21 protein-coding genes and 1 tRNA gene are annotated in these 17,702 nt (G+C 64.7%); 16 read left to right on the plus strand and 6 right to left on the minus strand.

Annotated features, from left to right (window positions below):
* Positions 1 to 19 precede the first annotated feature (19 nt).
* The 3 genes from CAPI_RS07035 to CAPI_RS07045 all read left to right on the plus strand — a co-directional run bounded on the left by CAPI_RS07035 (position 20) and on the right by CAPI_RS07045 (position 1,722).
* On the plus strand, positions 20 to 484 hold the full coding sequence (locus CAPI_RS07035; RefSeq protein ID WP_026157185.1) for a DUF4307 domain-containing protein: 465 nt from the start codon (positions 20 to 22) through the stop codon (positions 482 to 484).
* A 134-nt stretch (positions 485 to 618) separates the two neighbouring features.
* Complete coding sequence (gene greA, locus CAPI_RS07040; RefSeq protein WP_018017943.1) at positions 619 to 1,143, plus strand: transcription elongation factor GreA; 525 nt, start codon at positions 619 to 621, stop codon at positions 1,141 to 1,143.
* 51 nt (positions 1,144 to 1,194) lie between these two features.
* Entirely contained in the window at positions 1,195 to 1,722 is a 528-nt protein-coding gene (locus CAPI_RS07045) for a hypothetical protein (protein WP_018017944.1), read from the plus strand.
* An 8-nt stretch (positions 1,723 to 1,730) separates the two neighbouring features.
* Here the strand turns inward: CAPI_RS07045 and CAPI_RS07050 are convergent, their stop codons facing one another.
* The 3 genes from CAPI_RS07050 to CAPI_RS07060 all read right to left on the minus strand — a co-directional run bounded on the left by CAPI_RS07050 (position 1,731) and on the right by CAPI_RS07060 (position 3,456).
* Complete coding sequence (locus tag CAPI_RS07050) at positions 1,731 to 2,105, minus strand: transposase (RefSeq protein ID WP_245531646.1); 375 nt, start codon at positions 2,103 to 2,105, stop codon at positions 1,731 to 1,733.
* A 91-nt stretch (positions 2,106 to 2,196) separates the two neighbouring features.
* Positions 2,197 to 2,343, minus strand: coding sequence for a hypothetical protein (locus tag CAPI_RS07055; RefSeq protein ID WP_018017946.1), 147 nt, complete (start codon positions 2,341 to 2,343; stop codon positions 2,197 to 2,199).
* Between the two features lie 288 nt (positions 2,344 to 2,631).
* The gene (locus CAPI_RS07060; RefSeq protein ID WP_018017947.1) at positions 2,632 to 3,456 is read right to left on the minus strand and encodes a Bax inhibitor-1/YccA family protein; all 825 of its coding nucleotides are present in this window, start codon (positions 3,454 to 3,456) and stop codon (positions 2,632 to 2,634) included.
* 213 nt (positions 3,457 to 3,669) lie between these two features.
* On the opposite strand from CAPI_RS07060, the gene CAPI_RS07065 reads away from it, so the two are divergent.
* Complete coding sequence (locus CAPI_RS07065; RefSeq protein ID WP_018017948.1) at positions 3,670 to 4,542, plus strand: GDSL-type esterase/lipase family protein; 873 nt, start codon at positions 3,670 to 3,672, stop codon at positions 4,540 to 4,542.
* Positions 4,543 to 4,567: 25 nt separating this feature from the next.
* Entirely contained in the window at positions 4,568 to 5,908 is a 1,341-nt protein-coding gene (locus CAPI_RS07070) for a cryptochrome/photolyase family protein (RefSeq protein WP_018017949.1), read from the plus strand.
* Here the strand turns inward: CAPI_RS07070 and CAPI_RS07075 are convergent.
* Positions 5,905 to 7,341: an SDR family NAD(P)-dependent oxidoreductase gene (locus tag CAPI_RS07075; protein WP_018017950.1), complete on the minus strand. Its 1,437-nt coding sequence runs from the start codon at positions 7,339 to 7,341 to the stop codon at positions 5,905 to 5,907. The two genes, CAPI_RS07070 and CAPI_RS07075, sit on opposite strands and share 4 nt — an antisense overlap.
* 68 nt (positions 7,342 to 7,409) lie before the next feature.
* Between CAPI_RS07075 and CAPI_RS07080 the strand changes: the two genes are divergently transcribed.
* From CAPI_RS07080 to CAPI_RS07100, 5 genes are read left to right on the plus strand one after another with little or no spacing between them, the layout of a single operon-like run.
* Complete coding sequence (locus CAPI_RS07080) at positions 7,410 to 8,042, plus strand: CPBP family glutamic-type intramembrane protease (protein ID WP_018017951.1); 633 nt, start codon at positions 7,410 to 7,412, stop codon at positions 8,040 to 8,042.
* Positions 8,043 to 8,054: 12 nt separating this feature from the next.
* On the plus strand, positions 8,055 to 8,861 hold the full coding sequence (locus CAPI_RS07085; RefSeq protein WP_018017952.1) for an ATP-binding cassette domain-containing protein: 807 nt from the start codon (positions 8,055 to 8,057) through the stop codon (positions 8,859 to 8,861).
* The gene (locus tag CAPI_RS07090; protein WP_018017953.1) at positions 8,858 to 9,508 is read left to right on the plus strand and encodes an ABC transporter permease; all 651 of its coding nucleotides are present in this window, start codon (positions 8,858 to 8,860) and stop codon (positions 9,506 to 9,508) included. Before CAPI_RS07085 ends, CAPI_RS07090 begins: the two co-directional genes overlap by 4 nt.
* Positions 9,505 to 10,185, plus strand: coding sequence for an ABC transporter permease (locus tag CAPI_RS07095; RefSeq protein WP_018017954.1), 681 nt, complete (start codon positions 9,505 to 9,507; stop codon positions 10,183 to 10,185). The genes CAPI_RS07090 and CAPI_RS07095 overlap by 4 nt, the downstream gene beginning before the upstream one ends.
* Before the next feature lie 11 nt (positions 10,186 to 10,196).
* Positions 10,197 to 11,126, plus strand: a complete 930-nt coding sequence (locus CAPI_RS07100) for an ABC transporter substrate-binding protein (RefSeq protein ID WP_018017955.1) — start codon at positions 10,197 to 10,199, stop codon at positions 11,124 to 11,126.
* On the opposite strand, the gene CAPI_RS07105 is transcribed toward CAPI_RS07100, so the two are convergent.
* The gene (locus CAPI_RS07105; protein WP_018017956.1) at positions 11,123 to 12,427 is read right to left on the minus strand and encodes a cytochrome P450; all 1,305 of its coding nucleotides are present in this window, start codon (positions 12,425 to 12,427) and stop codon (positions 11,123 to 11,125) included. The two genes, CAPI_RS07100 and CAPI_RS07105, sit on opposite strands and share 4 nt — an antisense overlap.
* A gap of 57 nt (positions 12,428 to 12,484) precedes the next feature.
* On the opposite strand from CAPI_RS07105, the gene CAPI_RS07110 reads away from it, so the two are divergent.
* The 6 genes from CAPI_RS07110 to CAPI_RS07135 are packed head-to-tail and all read left to right on the plus strand — an operon-like array spanning position 12,485 to position 17,187.
* Positions 12,485 to 13,255, plus strand: coding sequence for a glycosyltransferase (locus CAPI_RS07110; RefSeq protein ID WP_040356900.1), 771 nt, complete (start codon positions 12,485 to 12,487; stop codon positions 13,253 to 13,255).
* 1 nt (position 13,256) lies between these two features.
* Positions 13,257 to 14,165 carry a phytoene/squalene synthase family protein gene (locus tag CAPI_RS07115; protein ID WP_018017958.1) on the plus strand — a complete coding sequence of 303 codons (909 nt, stop codon included), beginning with the start codon at positions 13,257 to 13,259 and terminating at the stop codon, positions 14,163 to 14,165.
* The gene (gene crtI, locus CAPI_RS07120) at positions 14,158 to 15,726 is read left to right on the plus strand and encodes a phytoene desaturase family protein (RefSeq protein WP_018017959.1); all 1,569 of its coding nucleotides are present in this window, start codon (positions 14,158 to 14,160) and stop codon (positions 15,724 to 15,726) included. The genes CAPI_RS07115 and crtI overlap by 8 nt, the downstream gene beginning before the upstream one ends.
* On the plus strand, positions 15,726 to 16,046 hold the full coding sequence (locus CAPI_RS07125) for a lycopene cyclase domain-containing protein (protein ID WP_018017960.1): 321 nt from the start codon (positions 15,726 to 15,728) through the stop codon (positions 16,044 to 16,046). The genes crtI and CAPI_RS07125 overlap by 1 nt, the downstream gene beginning before the upstream one ends.
* Positions 16,043 to 16,333 carry a lycopene cyclase domain-containing protein gene (locus CAPI_RS07130; protein WP_018017961.1) on the plus strand — a complete coding sequence of 97 codons (291 nt, stop codon included), beginning with the start codon at positions 16,043 to 16,045 and terminating at the stop codon, positions 16,331 to 16,333. Before CAPI_RS07125 ends, CAPI_RS07130 begins: the two co-directional genes overlap by 4 nt.
* The gene (locus CAPI_RS07135; RefSeq protein ID WP_018017962.1) at positions 16,330 to 17,187 is read left to right on the plus strand and encodes a prenyltransferase; all 858 of its coding nucleotides are present in this window, start codon (positions 16,330 to 16,332) and stop codon (positions 17,185 to 17,187) included. The genes CAPI_RS07130 and CAPI_RS07135 overlap by 4 nt, the downstream gene beginning before the upstream one ends.
* A gap of 409 nt (positions 17,188 to 17,596) precedes the next feature.
* On the opposite strand, the gene CAPI_RS07140 is transcribed toward CAPI_RS07135, so the two are convergent.
* Positions 17,597 to 17,670: transfer RNA gene (locus CAPI_RS07140), tRNA-Leu, on the minus strand.
* Positions 17,671 to 17,702 lie beyond the last annotated feature (32 nt).

A 17,702-nucleotide genomic window follows, 5' to 3' on the forward strand; every position in this document is an offset into this window, starting at 1 on the left:
TCCGCGAAGGATTCTCCCTGTGAGCACCAGTCCCCCCTCCCGCCCTGCCGCTCGATACGGTAACGAGGCGGCGCGTTCCCGGCTGAGCGGGGGCGCAGGGAAGCTCGTTCTTTTGGGTATCGCGCTCCTCTTACTCCTCATCGCTATCGCGTACGGCCGCAGCGTGTTGGAGCGCCGGTCCGTCCCGGTCACCGCGGACTTCATCACGGCCGAACGGATGTCGGATGACACCGCGAAGCTGTGGGTCGACGTGTCAAGGAAGGACACGTCGAAACCGTCGTACTGCATCGTCACGGCCGTCGATTATTCGGTCGCGGAGGTCGGGCGCCGGGAGGTCATTCTGCCGGCGGGGGGAGATGAACTGACCCGGATTGGCGTCGAGCTGCCCGTCCGTGGCGCTGCCGTGTCGGGGCGAGTGTATGGGTGCTCCCAAGACATCCCGTTCTATATGGATACGGACAACCCGAGTTACGTCTTGCACTAAGGGGAACCCGGTGCGCGGCTCCGCGGGGCCCACGGGGCGCAATGTGCCACCGTGTTAGGCTTTTGCCTGAATAATCGGCTGAGCAGTCCGCTCGATCGACGCACCTCAATACTCCAGGGAGGGTTTGAAAACGCATGGCTGAAACCCAGCAGCAGTACATCACGCCTGAGATGAAGGCGAAGCTCGAAAACGAGCTCCAGGCACTCATCGACAACCGGCCGGTCATCGCCGCCGAGATCAACGAGCGTCGCGAAGAGGGTGACCTCAAAGAAAACGCCGGCTACGACGCCGCCCGGGAGCAGCAGGACCAAGAGGAAGCTCGGATCAAGCAGATCTCCGAGATCCTGGCCAATTCCACCACCGAACGGGCTGGGGTTGTCGAAGGTGTGGCCCACGTCGGCTCCGTGGTCCACGTCTTCTACAACGGAGATGAGAACGACAAGGAAACGTTCCTCATCGGTACCCGCGCCGCGTCAACCGGAAACAAGGACCTGGAGACCTACTCGGAGAACTCCCCGCTGGGCGCGGCAGTGATCGGCGCCTCCGAGGGCGAGACCCGGACGTACACCGCCCCCAACGGCAGGGAAATTTCAGTCACGATCGTCGACGCCGCGCCGTATGATTCGGATAAGGCAGCTCGTCCGCGCGGGCAGGCCTAATTCGCGCGCCTCTGCCCGTCCGGGAAACCCATATACGCAAAGGATTCTTCCGTGAAAACTCTCTCTTCTCGTACCGTGGCCTCGGCCGGTTTCTCGGCCGTCGTAGCCCTGGGTCTCGCTGCTTGCTCTCCGCCCCACCAGGTGGATTCCGAGCAGAAGGTTGATACGGCAAAAACGCAGAACCCCGACTCCCTTGCCGGCAGCGCCTCAACAACGAAGGCGACGTCCACCAACGTGGCTGAAGCATCCGCCACGCGCAAATCCGCCGACGCCACCGCCACCCTCGCCCCCGGCACCGTCCCGGCGTACGAAAACTGCGATGGGGTCGCCGAGCAGCGCCCCACCCGCCTCGCGCTGTCGTGCAAGGACCAGGACGATTTCATGGAGAACATCTCGTGGCGCTCCTGGGGTGAGAGCCTCGCCGCTGGAGTAGGGACGCGGGTCACCGTTGATCCTGACCGCCGCGAAGAGGACGCGACAATCGTTTTGTCCTCCCCCCAGATCGTTGATGGTGAACTGCGCTTTACCGTCGTCACCGTGGACGGGGAAACAATTAACCCCGACAGCGCCCAGCGCTAGGGTGTGTCTCATATTATTTTGAGCCATGCGACGACGTCAGCGATGACGACGCCGGCCCGGTAGACGATTGCGTGTTTGAAGTCGCAGAACCGGCGCTCGACGACATTGCGGCCCTTGTATGAGACGGTGTCGAATGCCGGTGGTCTGCCGCCGCGGGATCCTTTGCGTTTGCGGTTGGCGATGCGGTCTGCAGGCTCGGGGATCGTCGCGGTGATACGGCGTTTGCGCAGATAGTCGCGTACCTGGCGGGATGAATAGGCTTTGTCGGTGCGAAGTTCATCCGGGCGCGTTCGCGGTCGCCCGCAGGCACGTTGCACGCGCAGGTTTTCCAGCAGGGGGATGCCCATCGGATTGTCCCCACCCTGGCCCGGTCCAATGAGCACCACCAGTGGCATTCCGTGGCCGTCGACGAGGGCGTGGATCTTCGTCGAGAGTCCGCCGCGTGGTCGCCCGAAGGCGTGGTCGGCGGGCTCGTTAGGCGCATTGTTGTAATTCGACCCAGCCCCCTGTGTGGCGGGTGATGTTCGTCGCGTGCTGGTGGGCGCGGTTGATCGTGGAGTCCACGCTGACCGACCAGTCGATTTTGCCTTCGCCGTCGGCCTGCACCAGCAGCCGGGTCAAGATAACATCCCACGTCCCGTCGCAGGCTAGACGGTGGTGCCACCGGTGGACGGTTTGCCAGAAGCCGAAGCATTTCGGCAGGCCCCCCAGGGAATGCCGGCGCGCAGCCGGTAGAGAATGCCTTCAACGGTGCGGCTAGGGGTCGAACTGGGAATCCGTGAGCATCTGGAAACGCGACATACGACACGGCCTCCCACACACTCACCACACCCAATGTGAGACACGCCTTGGCCGAGGGCGCCGCCGGAGCGGCTTTTTCGGGGGTCTTTTGAGGGGCTTTTTCGCGGGCTAGTCGCGGTTTGCGATCGACAACAAGCGGAGGATCTCGGTGTAGAGCCACACGACCGTGACTGCCAAGCCGAGGGCGACGCCCCACGCCATCTTCTCCGGCGCTCCGGTGCGAACCAGCCGATCCGCCAGGTCGAAGTCCTGCAGGAAGCTCAGCGCTGCGAGGACGATGCAGACCACGCCGAAGATGATGGACAGCATCCCGCCGTCGCGAAGCGGGTTGAGCGGCGAGAAGACCGCCAGGAGCAAATTGCCGAGCGCCAGAATGGCGACGCCGAAGATCGCTCCTGTAAGAACGCGATTGAACCGCGGGGTCACCCTAATCGCGCCCGTCTTGTAGACGAAGAGCATGCCGAGGAACACTCCCAGAGAGCCCAGGATCGCTTGGAAGACTAACGCTCCAGCGTCTGCGCCTCCGACGGTCCACCCCGTCACGGCGAGGGAGAAGCCGCCGACGAAGAGGCCTTCGAACACGGCGTACGTCAGCGTGACAGCGCGACTTCCAAACTTCCGCCCGAACGAGTGGACCAGGACCGTAATGAAGCCGCCGATAGCCCCAACGAGTGTGAGCATCATGGCGAGGCCGTAGTTGCCGCTTAGCGCGATGCCGAAATTGGCAGCAGCTGCAAGCACGATCACACCAAGCGTGACACCGGTTTTCAACACGACATCATCGACCGTCATGGGACGCTCGAATCCCGCTGAGGACGCAACACCGGACTGCACAGAGCCCAGCTGGCCACCCTGATAGCCGCCCTGATAGCCATAGCCGCTCTGCCCCCGGGCACCCGGCAGTGACGTTAAAACGGGGTTGTTGCTTCTCACCGTGAGCGTTCCTTTCCATAGACGTTGTTCGCTTTCTTCACAACTGAGCAACGCCGCGAGCGGCACGTTTGTTCCCGTCACGTGCGGCCACCGGCAGATCCCCCGTTCTTTCGGATGCGACGACGGGTTCCGTCGACGGGGGAACCGCAGGCCCGTGTATTATTTGGGCCAGAAAAGACTCAGCCCCAGACACCTCAACACCTACGAGTACGCATGACGTTCCGATCTTTCCTTCGCGCTGTAACTACCGCAGGCGCCGCCGCGCTGGCCACGGTTGGCCTGTGTGTCAGTGCAGGTCCCGCTCAAGCACAACCAGGTGCCGATGTCGTCGTCTTTGGCGATTCCTACGTTTCTAACCCCGATCAAGTCCAGCACACTATCCTGCGGTTGACGGGCGCCCTGAACCTGCCCTACCCCGGTACGTACACCAATACGGGCGGCTGCCTCCAGAGCGATGACAACTGGCCGCGCCAGATGCAGGCAATTACCGGACGGCGCGTCGCAGACTGGTCGTGCTCCGGAGCGAACTCCGCCCACGTGCTGTCGCGCGTCGAGCAAGCGATTCACGCGGGCGATCTGAACGCCGGGACCCGGGCGGTTGCTATCGCAGCCGGTTTCAACGACTACTGGCCAGGCAGTGTCATCCAGTTCAACACCCGCTATGACCAGGGGCTCATTGAGCGGAACTACGTCTCCAACGTACAAGCGGCGGTGACGCGGGTTCGCTCCGTCGCGCCCGAGGCGAGGATCATCATCCCGGGCATGCTTTCACTGACCGAGCCGTATGGGGCCCACATGGTCTGCTTCATCAATGTCGTTCCGAATCTGCCTGGTGGAATTCCATCCCCTTTGCTGCAGCAGGTTGAGGAACTCAACCGCTCGAACCAGATTGCCGCGGCCGCTGCGGTCGGGGGTCAATTCGTGGACATTAAGGGCGGTTCGAGCTATCACAACTCGTGCGCGAAAGATGCGCAGAGGTGGGTTGCGGGGTCGATTGACACGACCACCTCGAACTACCACATGTCCTTTCATCCCAATTTCGAGGGTTCCCGCTTCGTCGCCAACGAAGTTGCTGCCGTGCTCTAGCACTTGCCGCCGGTAGCCTGGGCCAATGCCCTCTCCACCGACGATCGTTTGGTTCCGGGACGATCTGCGCCTAGCCGACAACAGAGCCCTTCACTGGGCTGCCGAGCGCGGGCCCGTCGTCGGCCTATTTATCCACGAGACAGTAGGCCGCCCGCTCGGATCCGCCGCCGCGTGGTGGCAGCGGAAAAGTCTAAATGAGCTGCGGAAACGCCTCTCGGCACCGCTTATCGAGCGTCGCGGGGACCCCCGCGACATCGTGCCGCAACTGGCTCGCGAACTCGGTGCGGCCGTAACGTGGAACCGCCGTTACCACCTCAGCGACATCGACGCGGGCATCACACACGCCACCGGCGCCACCACCCACCCCGGGTACCTCCTCACCGAACCGTGGCACGTTCGCACTCAAGGTGGCTCCCCCTACAAAGTGTTCAGCCCGTTTTACCGCGCGGCTCTAGCTCTTCTTCTCGACGCTCCCCCGTCACCCCTCCCCATGCCAGAGGTGACACCGGCGGATGTGGAACCGGAGGCGCTACCCGCTGTCGCTGAACCGGAATGGGTAGGCACGCTGGGCCGACATAATCAGCCCGGCGAGCTGGGGGGCGTTGAGAAGCTGCACGCGTTTGACGTCACCCACTACGACAACAACGATCTGGGAGCCGCAGGCACGTCGGGCCTCTCGCCACACCTGCGGTTCGGGGAAATCAGCCCAGCCACCGTATGGTCCGAGGTCAGCGGCGCGGCGGAGGAAGCTGGGGCTTTCCTGCGCCAGCTGCTCTGGCGCGATTTCGCCTGGCATCGTTTCTTCCACGTGCCAAACATGGCAACCGTGAACGTCCGCGGCACTTTCGAGCGCTTCCCCTGGGAGTGGACGCCACGGGCTGAGCCGTCGTCGACACCGCGGGCATTCGCCCACGCCGAGATGGACCCCGGCGCCCAGCACCTTGAGGAGCTCGCCGCGTGGCAGTCTGGACGTACGGGAGTACCCCTCGTCGACGCGGGAATGCGCGAGCTCTGGGCCACCGGCCGCATGCACAACCGCGCCCGCATGGTGACGGGGTCGTGGCTGACCAAAAACCTGGGGATCCACTGGCGCCACGGGGAGGAATGGTTTTGGGACACGCTTGTCGACGCCGACGCGGCCTCCAACGCCTTCAACTGGCAATGGGTCGCCGGCTCCGGAGACGACGCAGCCCCCTACTTTCGAGTCTTTAACCCGCTCACGCAGCAGAAAAAGTATGACGCGGACGGCTCCTACGTCGCGCGCTGGGTTCCGGAAACGGCCACTCCCTTCTACCCCGAGCCCATGGTCAACATAACCGAGTCGAGGAACACGGCCTTAGCGGCCTACGGCGACATCAAGGACTAGCGGTTGAGCTGCGCGATTCGCCCGTTAAGGAGGGTCGCAAAAGCCGACCACGCGGGGTAGGGAGCGAGGAGGAGGCCACGCGACGGTGAGCGCTTCCAGGCGCGTCGGGCCAGATCGGCGGAGGAAAGGGTCAGGGCGGCGGCCCATGCCGTCGATAAGAAGCGCTTGCGTGAACGGAAAAAGAGGCCACTCCACCCAGCGTTCAGGACGAGGTTGAGGCCGAGCGCCGTCGCGTCTGCTCGGGCGGCGGTGGCACCCTCCTGCTCGAGGGCATCCGCGATCGTGGTCGTCGAGATGACGGCGAGGTCCGCGTAGAGCACGGTCCAGGCCAGGGGGAACGCCCACGCCGGGGGCTGCCAGGAGGGCTTGGTGAGCGTTTTGTAGCGGAGCGACTTCGGGTTCGAAAGCAGCGACCCGGTTACTGCCGCGGCGAGAACCGCGCCATGCACCCAGTTCGCAATTCTTCCGTAACGGGCGGGGTCCGTCCCTTCCGCGGCGCTTCGCACCGCGTCCTCGAAGGTCTGGTTTCCGCCCTCCGGTTGCCCCACCATATCTTCGAGATCGCGCTCTTTGACCACGGTGTCGGCCGCCACCGAGTCGAAGATGGGCAGGATTTCGCGCATCTCGAGCGGGGTGAGGACGGACAGGCCCCACGACGCGAGTCCCCGCGTCATAATCGGCGCCGTCGCGAAAGGCCGGCGCCGCACACCCATAGCCTCCGCGTAACGCTGCATCATCTCCACGTAGGGCATGCTGTCGGGCCCGCCGACATCGAAAGTGCGGTTCTCCTCGGCCGGCACGTCCGCGGCGGTGAGGAGGTAATGAACAATGTCTCGCTCACTGATCGGGGTGATCTTGTTGTTGATCCACTGCGGCGCGATGAACGCGGGAACGCGTTCGGCGACGTGGCGCAGGAGACGGAAGGACAGCGAACCGGCCCCGATGACGACCCCGGCCTGGAGCGCGGCGGTGGGCACGCCTGAATCCATGAGCGCCTGGCCAACCTCCACCCGGGATTCCAGGTGCTCGGACAGGTGCCCGGGCGGCACGTCATCAGGGTGGAGCCCACCCAAGTAGACGATACGTTTCACCCCGTTCTCCTTGGCTACCTCGCCGAACTGGCGCGCCATTTCCGCCTCTTGCTCTGCGAACCCGGTACCCCCCGACATCGAATGAAGCAAGTACCACGCGCAATCGACGTTGTTGAGGGCGCGCTCAAGATCCGCGCGATCCGTCGCGTCGCCCTCGACGACGTGGACGACGCCAGAGTCGGCGTAGCGCGCCCACGGCATCGATGCAACCTTGGCGCGGCTGCGGCACAGGCAGCGCACCTCCCATCCTTGCTCCACTAGGGCGCTGACGAGGGAGCGGCCGATGAAACCGGTGGCACCAGTGACCAGCGCGCGGCGGGCCGGTGCGGAGGCATGAGTCATGAAAGTGAGCTTATACTTCGAAAGACGGGGGCGCCGGCCTCCGCGCTACCGACGACATGAGGTGTTCCGTGAAACTTGCGTTCCTCCTCCCCTGCCTCGCGGGCGCCGCAGGACTCTACCTCGCCCGCCAGGCGGGGGACGGTACGCCTGGGTTCTACGCCGCCACGGTCGCCACCGCGCTGGTCTACGCCGCGGCCTGGTGGAGGTGGGGACGGCGGGAGCGCCTCACGGCGCGTCGTTTCGAGACAATAGCCCTCGACATTGGCGTGGGGGTTTTGCTCGGTGCCATCCTCGCGGTGGTCTTCGTCGCCGGGGCCGTGGTGGTCAGCCACGTCCCCGCCCTCGCTCAACCGGCCACCCAACTCCTCAGTACTACCGACCGCGGCGGGCTTGCCCCCACCCTCTTCGTTCTAATCATCAACGGTGTAACCGAAGAACTCGTCTATCGCGATGTTGTGCCCCGCCAGCTGTTGGCGCGTCGCGTCGTCCCCACCGCACGAGCCGCGGGGGCGGTCGCGGTCGCAGTCTACTGCGTCGTTACGATCGCGATGGGCGTGGCGCTGCTCATCCTCGCCGCCGCTGTCATCGGAGCGGTCGCGCAGATTGAAGCGTCGCGCACGGGCCGCTTGTACTCCCCGATCGCACTGCATCTGACGTGGAGCATCGGAATGCTGCTCATTCTCCCGTTCTTCTTCAACTAGATGGGGCACCACATGATCGAATTCCGCGACGTCAGCAAGACATACCCTGGCAGCGCCGCGCCGGCCGTGGAACGGTTTAGCCACAGCGTCACAAAAGGCTCAACGACATGCTTCGTCGGTCCATCGGGGTGCGGAAAGACCACACTGCTTCGCACGGTCAACCGGATGGTGGCGCCCGACGAGGGGTCCGTGTTCGTCCGCGGCGAGGACGTCGCGGACAGTAACCCTGTGCAGTTGCGCCGCAGTATCGGTTACGTGATGCAGCACTCAGGGCTTATGCCCCACCGCACCGTGCTTGACAACGTTGCTGATATCGCTTCGCTGTCTGGGGCGAGTAAGGGTGAAGCGAAGCAGCGCGCCGCCGAGACCCTCGAGCTGGTCAACCTCGACAACTCCCTGTACGGCAGGTACCCGGCGGAATTATCAGGGGGGCAGGCGCAGCGCGTCGGGGTTGCCCGTGGCATGGTGACGCGCCCCGACATCCTCATCATGGATGAGCCATTTGGCGCGGTGGATCCCGTCGTAAGGCGTAGCCTGCAGCGGGAGGTTGCTTCGCTCAAGGAACGGCTGTCTACGACAATTCTCTTTGTTACTCACGACGTCGACGAGGCGTTCTTGCTGGGCGACCAAGTTGTCATCTTGGGACCCGCCGCAACGATCGAGCAGGCCGGAAGCCCAGCGGACATCGTCGCTCACCCGGCCGGGGACGCCGTCCGGGAGTTCATCGGCGCGCAGGACTGGTCCTTGTCCACGGTGCACCGCGACGGCGAGACGCTGGTCGTTGATGCGGCAGGAAGGATCAAAGGGGTCCTGTCATGAACTGGGACTGGATCGCCTCAAACTCCGGCAGGATTGGCTCTCTGGCTCTTGATCACCTCGCGCTCAGCCTTCCCGCCGTCGTCGCGGCATTCGCCATTGCGGTTCCGCTCGGTTGGCTGGCGCAGCGATCGCGCCGGCTGAGGGAAGTGGTCGTGACAGCAACGAGCCTGATCTACGTCATCCCTTCCCTAGCGATGTTCGTTCTTCTCCCCCTCGTCCTGGGTACCTCCGTCCTCTCCCCTGCCAACGTCGTCGTGGCGATGACGCTCTACGGCGTTGCACTGATGGTTCGCTCAGCGGCGGACTCGTTTGGGGCCGTGCCAGAAGCGGTGCGCCAATCCGCGCTGGCCGCGGGGTATTCGCCGGCCCGGCGCGCCCTCGGTGTCGATCTACCTCTCGCGGGGCCCGGCTTGTTGGCCGGTGTGCGGGTGGTCGCGGCGTCGACAATCAGCCTCGTTTCGGTCGGCTCGCTCATCGGGGTGCAGTCGCTGGGCACGCTCTTTACCGAGGGCTTCCAACGCTCATTTCCCACCCAGATTCTCACCGGGATCCTCGGTACCATCGTCCTCGCACTGCTGGTCGACGCCACGTTGCTCATCTTCGGCCGCCTTCTCATGCCGTGGACGGCCCGGGAGGGGGTCCAGTGAACCACGTACGCGACGCCCTCGGCATCCTTACGCATGGTGCGAATTGGTTTGGGCCGTCCGGCCTGGGCGCACGCTGCGCGGAGCACCTCACCTACAGCGCCCTAGGCGTCGGCATCGCATTGCTCATCGCGGTCCCGTTGGGATTCGCCGTCGGTCACACCCGGCGCGGAACGGCTCCCGTCCTCGCGACAGCCGGCGCGCTGCGGGCACTTCCCGCGCTGGGGTTGCTGACGTGGCTGGCCATCGCGCTGCCCGGGGGTGTCACCGTCCCGCTCATTCCCGCAACGATTGTTCTCGTTTTCCTCGCGGTGGCCCCGTTGCTTGCCGGGATCGTCGCCGGGTTCGAGTCTGTAGAACGCGACATTGTCCACTCCGCTCGAGCAGCGGGATATAGCGAAGCACAGATCCTGCGCCGGGTTGAGCTGCCGCTTGCGGCTCCAGTGATGATCGGCGGCCTTCGCTCCTGCGTCGTGCAGGTCGTGGCGACCGCAACCGTCGTCGCCTACATCGGGCTGGGGGGCTTGGGGCGCTTGCTTGTCGACGGCCTCGCCGTGCAGGACTACCCGCGCATGGTAGCGGGTGCCGTGCTCGTGACGGGCCTGGCTCTTTTTATTGACGTCGCGTTGGCAGGGGTGCAGCGCGCTATCAGGCCACCGGGTGTGGTGAGGGCCGGTTAGAGTGGGCGGTTATGAAGGCCACGACAATCCCAGCTAGCGCTGCTGCCGCCACCCTGCTCGCCCTTACCATCACCGCATGTGGTTCCAGTGATCCGTTCGACCGTGAATCGGGCGGCGAGTCCGAGAAGGGCACCGTGGTGATCGGTACCGCGAACTTCCCTGAGTCAGAGATCATCGGCCAGATCTGGGCGCAGGCCCTGCGCGACGCCGGGTACGACGTCTCAGTATCCTCCGGCATCGGGTCGCGCGAGGTCTACCTCAGCGCGCTGCAGGAAGGAAGCGTCACCCTCGTACCCGAGTACTCGGGCAACCTGGCGCAGTTCTACGGGGATGTGGCGGAAGGTGCAGACGAAGCGGCGGTTTCCGACGCCCTTCGCGCCAACCTCCCGGAGGGGCTTCAGACGGGTGATTTCAGCCCCGCCCAATCGAAAGACGCGTACCGCGTAACTCGTGGGGTCGCGCAGCAGTATGGCTTAGAGTCGATCGCGGACCTGGCGAAGCTGGATACCATTACGATCGCGGCGCCGCCTGAGTTCGCGGAGCGCCCGGCGGGCCCGAAGGGCCTTGCAAGCGTCTATGGGATTAACGCCGCAAAGGTGACGGTGACGCCGATTTCCGACGGCGGGGGTCCGCTCACCGTGCGCACTCTGGTCGACGGTGCCGCGAACGCCGCCAACATTTTCACAACCTCCCCGGCGCTTCTTCCCGACGGGAGCACTGCCGACCTGGTCATTCTTGACGACCCGAAGAACCTCATTCCCCCGCAAAACGTGGTCCCGGTCCTCAAGGCGGGCTCCCTGCCCGACGGCGCCCTGGACGTGATTAACAAGGTCGACGCGTCACTGACAACGGACGATCTCGTGGCGATGAACCTGCGCAACGTCGGTTCAGAAAGAGCGGAGCCGACGACAATCGCGAAAGACTACGTGGCGTCTCTCTAACCCGCCGTCACCCGGACCCCGCTCTCCGGCCGGGTGAGGACCTTTGTCATCGAGTAATAGGTATCCGACGCCTCGGTGCCGATGTGGATCTCGGGCCGGGCAAGCGCCGCGACCGCGGTCGACAGCGCGGTGACCGCGATCTTCTCACCCGGGCAGCGATGCCCCGAGCGGACGTCGGCACCACCCTGCGGAATAAACGTCGTAATCCGCTCTGCCTCAGCCTGCGTGGCGTAGGGCATGAATCGTTCGGGGTCGAAGGTGGCCGGGTTGTCCCACTCCCCCGGTTCGTGAAGCGTGCCCACGAAGTCCAGCAGGACGCGCTGCCCTTCGCGGATCGGGCAGCCCTTAAACTCCGTGTCGCTAAGCGCCTTTGCGGGGAACATGGGCACGAAGGGGTAGAAGCGGCGCACCTCCTGGGCGAAGGCGATGGCCTCGCGCACGTCGGAGGGGAGGCCATCGTGTGCGGACACTGCCTGGTGAATGCGCTGGCGCCACGCCGGATTCTCGGCGAGCGCGACGGCGGCAAACGAGGCGAAAATGCCGACAGCAACGGTGGGGCGTGTCAAGTTTTGCAGGTCAACTCCGGCCGTTTTTGCGTCGACAAGTGAGCCGTCGGCATGGGTGAGATTGGCCATGTGCTCGAGGACCGAATCGGGCCGTGCGCTAACGCGCCCCTCGCGGACGTCCGTGATCAGCTGCTCCGCCCACGAGTCCAGTTTGTTGCGCTGCCAGAAGGCCTTTGGCGTGCCGGCCACCTTGCCGACGGTGTCGAGCAGCGTGGTCATGCGGCGCACGAGTTCGTCGGTCTTTTCTTGGGGTAGCTCGATTCCCGCCCAGCGGAAGGCGGCCCGTCCGAAGGCGAGGGAGAGATCCGCGAAGACATTGCCCTCTGCTGCGGACCAGTCGGCCACGACGCGGTCTACCTCCTCGCTGACTAGGGGCGCGAACTCGGCGACGCGATCATCTTCGTACGCCATGTCGGCCATCTGCGCCTTTCGGGCCTTGTGTTCCTCCCCGTCGAGGGAGTGCACGGCACCCTTTCCGACGAGGGCGTCACCGAGGACTCGCGGCATTGCCCCTTCGCGTTTGATCACCGACTCGTCGTAGAAGAAGGAAACGGCGTCGGCGCCGCGGATGAGGGTCGCATCCGCACCGAGGAGAGTGGTCGTAACCGGGCACTGGGAGTCGGGGGATAGTTCGGCATCTTTCCGGAGATTCGATGCCCAGAGGTATCCGTCAGTAACAAAGCGGGGCCCGTGTTCACCGGGCACTCGGTGGGGGGTGTCGTGAATCTCAGACATGGGCCCGAGAATACTCGACGGGAGCGGGGGCGACGGCGCGCGCGTATGCTTGGCCCGGTGCCCTCCCCCTCGCTTGCGCTGGTCATCCCCTGTTTGGACGACGCGACGCTACTCGCCCGTTGCTTGGACAGCTTCGCCCGGCAGACCCGCCCGCCTGAGATGGTCATTGTGGTCGACAACGGCTCGCGCGATGAGTCTGTCGACGTCGCTCGGTCACGCGGGGTGATCGTGATCAGTGAGCCACACCGCGGCGTGACGTGGGCGGCACGCGCGGGTTACGACGAGGCCGCGCGACGTGGCGCGGACATCATCGTGAGGACTGACGCGGACGCCTGGGCGGACGCGAGCTTTTGCCAGTCGCTTCTCGACGTGTGGGGGAGCGCCCACGCCAGAAAGCGCGTCGTCGGTATCACCGGGCCGGCCGAGTTCGACCTGCCGCGCCTGAGTCGGGCCGCCAGCGCTCTCTATCTGGGGGCATACCGCGCGTCGGTGGGTTCAGCGCTTGGTCACGCGCCGTTCTTCGGAACGAATTGCTCATTCACCGCCGCGTGGTGGCTCAGTGTGCGCGATTCCATCGACCCCTCCGACACCGCCTCCCACGACGACATCGCGCTCTCTTTCGCGGTTCGCCCGGACGAGACCGTGTTATACCGGCCCCACCCCGCTCTGCACATGGACGCGCGAGCGCTGCGCGGACTGACCCAGCTGCGGCGGCGCTTCGCGCGCGGGGTCCATTCGATGCGGCGTGGTTTCTCCACCTCACCCCCACACGTGCGCCTCGCTCGCCGTGGCCAACTAGGGGCACGTGCACAACGTACACTCTCCTAACATGGCCTCCATGGACTTCCTCTCCCGGTACGACCGCATGTGCGACCGCGCCGCGGCCCAGGTCATGCTCGATTACTCGACTAGCTTTTCCCTGGCCACACGGTTCCTTGAGCCCCGTGCGCGAGCGGATATTCGCAACCTCTACGCCGTGGTACGTATTGCTGACGAGATCGTCGATGGCACGGCCGAGCAGGCCGGTTGCGCGGGCCTCACGTCTCTCCTGGACACCTACGAGGCCAGCGCCCTTGGCGCCCTTGGCGCCCTAGGTGCTTCGACGTCCCGCTTCCACACGGACCCAATTCTTCACGCCTGGGCCAACACCGCGCGCCGGTGCCAGTTCGACCCCGACCATGTCCGGGCGTTCTTTGCGTCGATGCGCCGCGACTTGAGGCAGGACTCGTACGCGGGAGATACCGCGGGTTTCGACGACTATGTCTATGGATCGGCCGAGGTCATCGGACTTTTGTGCCTGTCCGTTTTCCTCGCGGACCACTCCGTCGACGACAAACAGCGCCAAGAACTCGAGCGCGGCGCCAAGGCGCTCGGCTCTGCGTTCCAGAAGGTCAACTTCTTGCGCGATCTCGCCGAGGACCGCGGAGAGCTGGGGCGCAGTTACTTCCCCGCCCTCAGCGGTGGACAGTTGACGGATGCGCACAAGGATGAACTCGTCGCCGATATCCGCGCTGATCTCACCCGGGCCGCCATCGCCCTGCCCCTTCTCCCCCGCGCCCCCCGCGCGGCGGTCGCCGCAGCCGCCGCCCTTTTCACCGAGCTGACAAATCTCATCGACGCCACCCCCGCAACTGAGGTCGCGGCACGGCGCGTCAGCGTCCCATCGCACCGCAAGCTGTACATCACGGCCAGGGCCGCGGCCCGATCCGTCGCACGAAAGGGTCCCCACCATGCCTGAGCACACACGCACCGCGATCGTGATCGGTGCGGGTGCCGCCGGCCTCGCCACCTCCGCCCTCCTCGGGCGGGAGGGGGTGGCCACGGTGGTCGTCGAGAAGCTTGATGCCATCGGTGGGCGCTCGGGTGAAGAGACGGTGGATGGCTTCCGCTTCGACACCGGCCCGTCGTGGTATCTCATGCCGGATGCCTTCGACCACTTCTTCGGGTTGTTCGGCAAACGGACCGAGGAGGTGCTCGACCTCGTCGACCTCCTCCCCGCGTATCGTCTTTTCCCCGAGGGCCAAGAGCCGGTGGATGTCGTCTCGGGGAAGGAAAACGCCGCCGCGTTGTTCGAGGAGATCGAACCGGGTGCGGGCGAGGTACTGCGCGCCTACCTCGATGACGCCGCCGACACCTACGACATGGCCGTCGAGCGCTTTTTGTACACCACGTTCACTTCGGTGCGGCCGTTTGTGGATTCCGGCGTGCGGCGCCGCTACCTCGACCTCGCTCGCTACCTCACGGTGCCCTTGGACAAGCACGTCGCTGCGCGGTTTCAGGACACGCGCCTGCGACAAATACTCACCTACCCGGCCGTGTTCCTTTCCTCGCACCCTTCCCGCACTCCGTCGATGTACCACCTCATGAGCCACACCGACCTCGTCCAGGGTGTGAAGTACCCGCAGGGTGGTTTCACGGCTGTCATGGATGCCCTGGGCTCGCTCGCGCTGGATAACGGTGCCGAGATCCGCCTCAAAACGGAGGCCACGGCTATTCTTGACGACGGCGACCGCGCCACCGGAGTCCGCGTCCGTCGCGCGGACGGATCGGTCGAGGACCTAAGAGCCGACATGGTCGTGTCCTGCGCCGACCTGCACTTCACCGAAACGCGTCTACTCCCGCCGCACAAGCGCACCTACGACGAGTCGTGGTTCGCCCGCCGGGACCCGGGGTTGGGCACGGTGCTTGTCATGCTTGGGGTCCGTGGGCGGCTCCCCCAGCTCACCCACCACAACCTGCTGTTCAGTCAGGATTGGTCGAGTGACTTCGACGCGGTCTTCGACGGTCCTGTGTCCTCACGCCCCCTCAATGCGTCGCGGTCCTTGTACATCTCCATGCCGTCTGTAACCGACCCATCAACGGCCCCCGACGGTTGCGAGAACCTGTTCGTCCTCGTGCCTGTTCCGGCTGCCGCGGAAGGCGGACGCGGTTCTCTCTACAGCCCGCAGCCGTCCCCGCACGTCGAGGCGGTTGCCGATGCCGCTATTGACCAGATCGCCTCCTGGTGCGGCGTCGACGACCTGCACGAACGCATTGTGGTTCGTCGCACACTCGGCCCCTCAGATTTCGCAGATCGCTACAACGCCTGGTCGGGAGGTTCTATTGGCCCCGCCCATACGCTGAAGCAGTCCGCGTTTTTCCGCGGCCGCAATCGCTCAGCAAAGCTAGACAACCTCTACTATGCCGGGGCGACAACACTGCCCGGCGTTGGCGTGCCGATGTGCCTCATCTCGGCGGAGAACGTGCTCAAACGCGTGCGGGGAGACCGTTCGGCCGGTCCGCTTCGGGAGGAGCCGTGATGCATCTGGCGTATCTCGCCTTCCTGTTGATCTCCATTGCATGCATGGGGTTATGTGACTGGCGGTGGCGGCTCGCGTTCTTTCGCGACGCGCCCCGCGCCACCGCGTTGAGCGCCGGTATGGTCGCGTTGTTCCTTCTCTGGGACGCCCTCGGGATCGCGACTGGCACTTTCTTCCGCGGCGACTCACCGTACATGACAGGCGTCGAGCTCGCCCCCGAGCTCCCTCTTGAAGAACCCGTGTTCCTCTTCTTCCTCACATACCTCACCATGAACCTCGCTTCGGCCGCCCACGCACGTGCAGGACGGGGGCGGGTGTGACGTATCTGCTTATCAGCATCCCATTCCTGCTATTTGCTGTGGTGCTATCGTTGTCTCGGCGCGCGCGCCCGAATCACCTCGCCGTCACGGTGTCGGTGACCGCGATGATCTGCGTCCTTACCGTTATCTTCGACAACCTCATGGTGGCGGCGGGTCTCGTCGAATACCACAGCGGGAACAACACCGGCGTGCGCATTGGGCTCATCCCCGTGGAGGACCTCTTCTACTCAGTCGTCGTCTCCCTTGCGGTTACGGCACTGTGGCCCGTTAAAGGAGACCAGCCATGATCCGCTCTATCCTCGCCGCATCGCGCCCTTTGAGCTGGGTAAACACCGCCGTGCCCTTTGCCCTCGGGTACCTCCTTGCTACCCGCTCGTGGGATTGGCGCCTTGTGCTTGGATTCGTGTTCTTCCTGGTGCCCTACAACATTGCGATGTATGGCATCAACGATGTCTTCGACTACGAGTCCGACATCCGCAATCCGCGCAAGGGCGGGGTGGAGGGCGCGGTGTTGCCGAAGTCGATGCACCGCCCGCTGCTCATCGCCTCCGCGGTAACGACGCTACCTTTCATTATCGCGCTGCTCTTTTGTGGCACTTCCGTCTCCGCCGCCTGGCTCGCGCTGTCGCTTTTTGCCGTCTACGCCTACTCCGCTCCGCCGTTCCGCTTCAAAGAAATTCCGGTCCTTGACTCCGTGACCTCGTCGACGCACTTCGTCACCCCCGCCCTGATCGGCGCGACGCTTACAACCCACCACGTCGACCCGCGCTTCGCCTTCGCAGCCGTAGCATTCTTCCTGTGGGGCATGGCCAGCCACGCGCTCGGGGCGGTTCAAGACGTCAACGCTGACCGCGAGGGAGGACTCACGTCTATCGCGACCCAGTTTGGGGCCCGCTTGACGACGTTTTTCGCCGCCGCTCTCTACGTCCTCGCGGCACTGCTCGCCGTCGGGCTGCCCTTCAGTGGCTGGCTGGTGAGCTTGCTGGGCCTGGGTTACGCGGCCAACACGATCCGCTTTGCCGGGGTGCGAGATGAGACGTCGGAAACCGTGAATCGTGCGTGGAAAGTTTTCCTCTGGCTCAACTACATCACGGGCGGCGTCGTAACAATGTCCGTGCTCTTCGCGTTATTTGGGCCATAAGGCCGCCGCCTTCGACCGCCGCGCCTCGTTTGGTGCCCCCAAGTGGGACTCGACCCCACACTGCATCGGTGTGGATTCGTGCCCCTCTCCTCGTCGCCGCAGCGTACAGCGCCATGCCTGACCAGGCATGGCTACGGGGGTACTGGAGAAATCGTTGTGGGCGTGCTCCAAACGGGGGGATGCCCGAGCCGTGCCCACCGCACTCTCCCCGGAACGGGGACGTGACAATCCTCACGCGCTTATTCCCGCCCCTGCCCACGGCCAAGCCCAAGCGCGAGCCCAAGCGCGGTTTCGGCCTTGGCGATGACCTCGCCGTGACCTAAGGTTTTGTGGGTTTTGTCCGGCGGCGGAATCAAACGGGGGTAACCGTGTAGCGGCGGGTCTGAAATGTCCTGACCTGACACTTTTGTGCCCCCAGTGGGACTCGAACCCACACTGAATCGATTTTAAGTCGACTGCCTCTGCCGATTGGGCTATGGGGGCATAGAGAATAAGTGTACGGGGCACTAGTGGCA

The organism is Corynebacterium capitovis DSM 44611, assembly GCF_030440535.1.
Lineage (GTDB): Bacteria > Actinomycetota > Actinomycetes > Mycobacteriales > Mycobacteriaceae > Corynebacterium > Corynebacterium capitovis.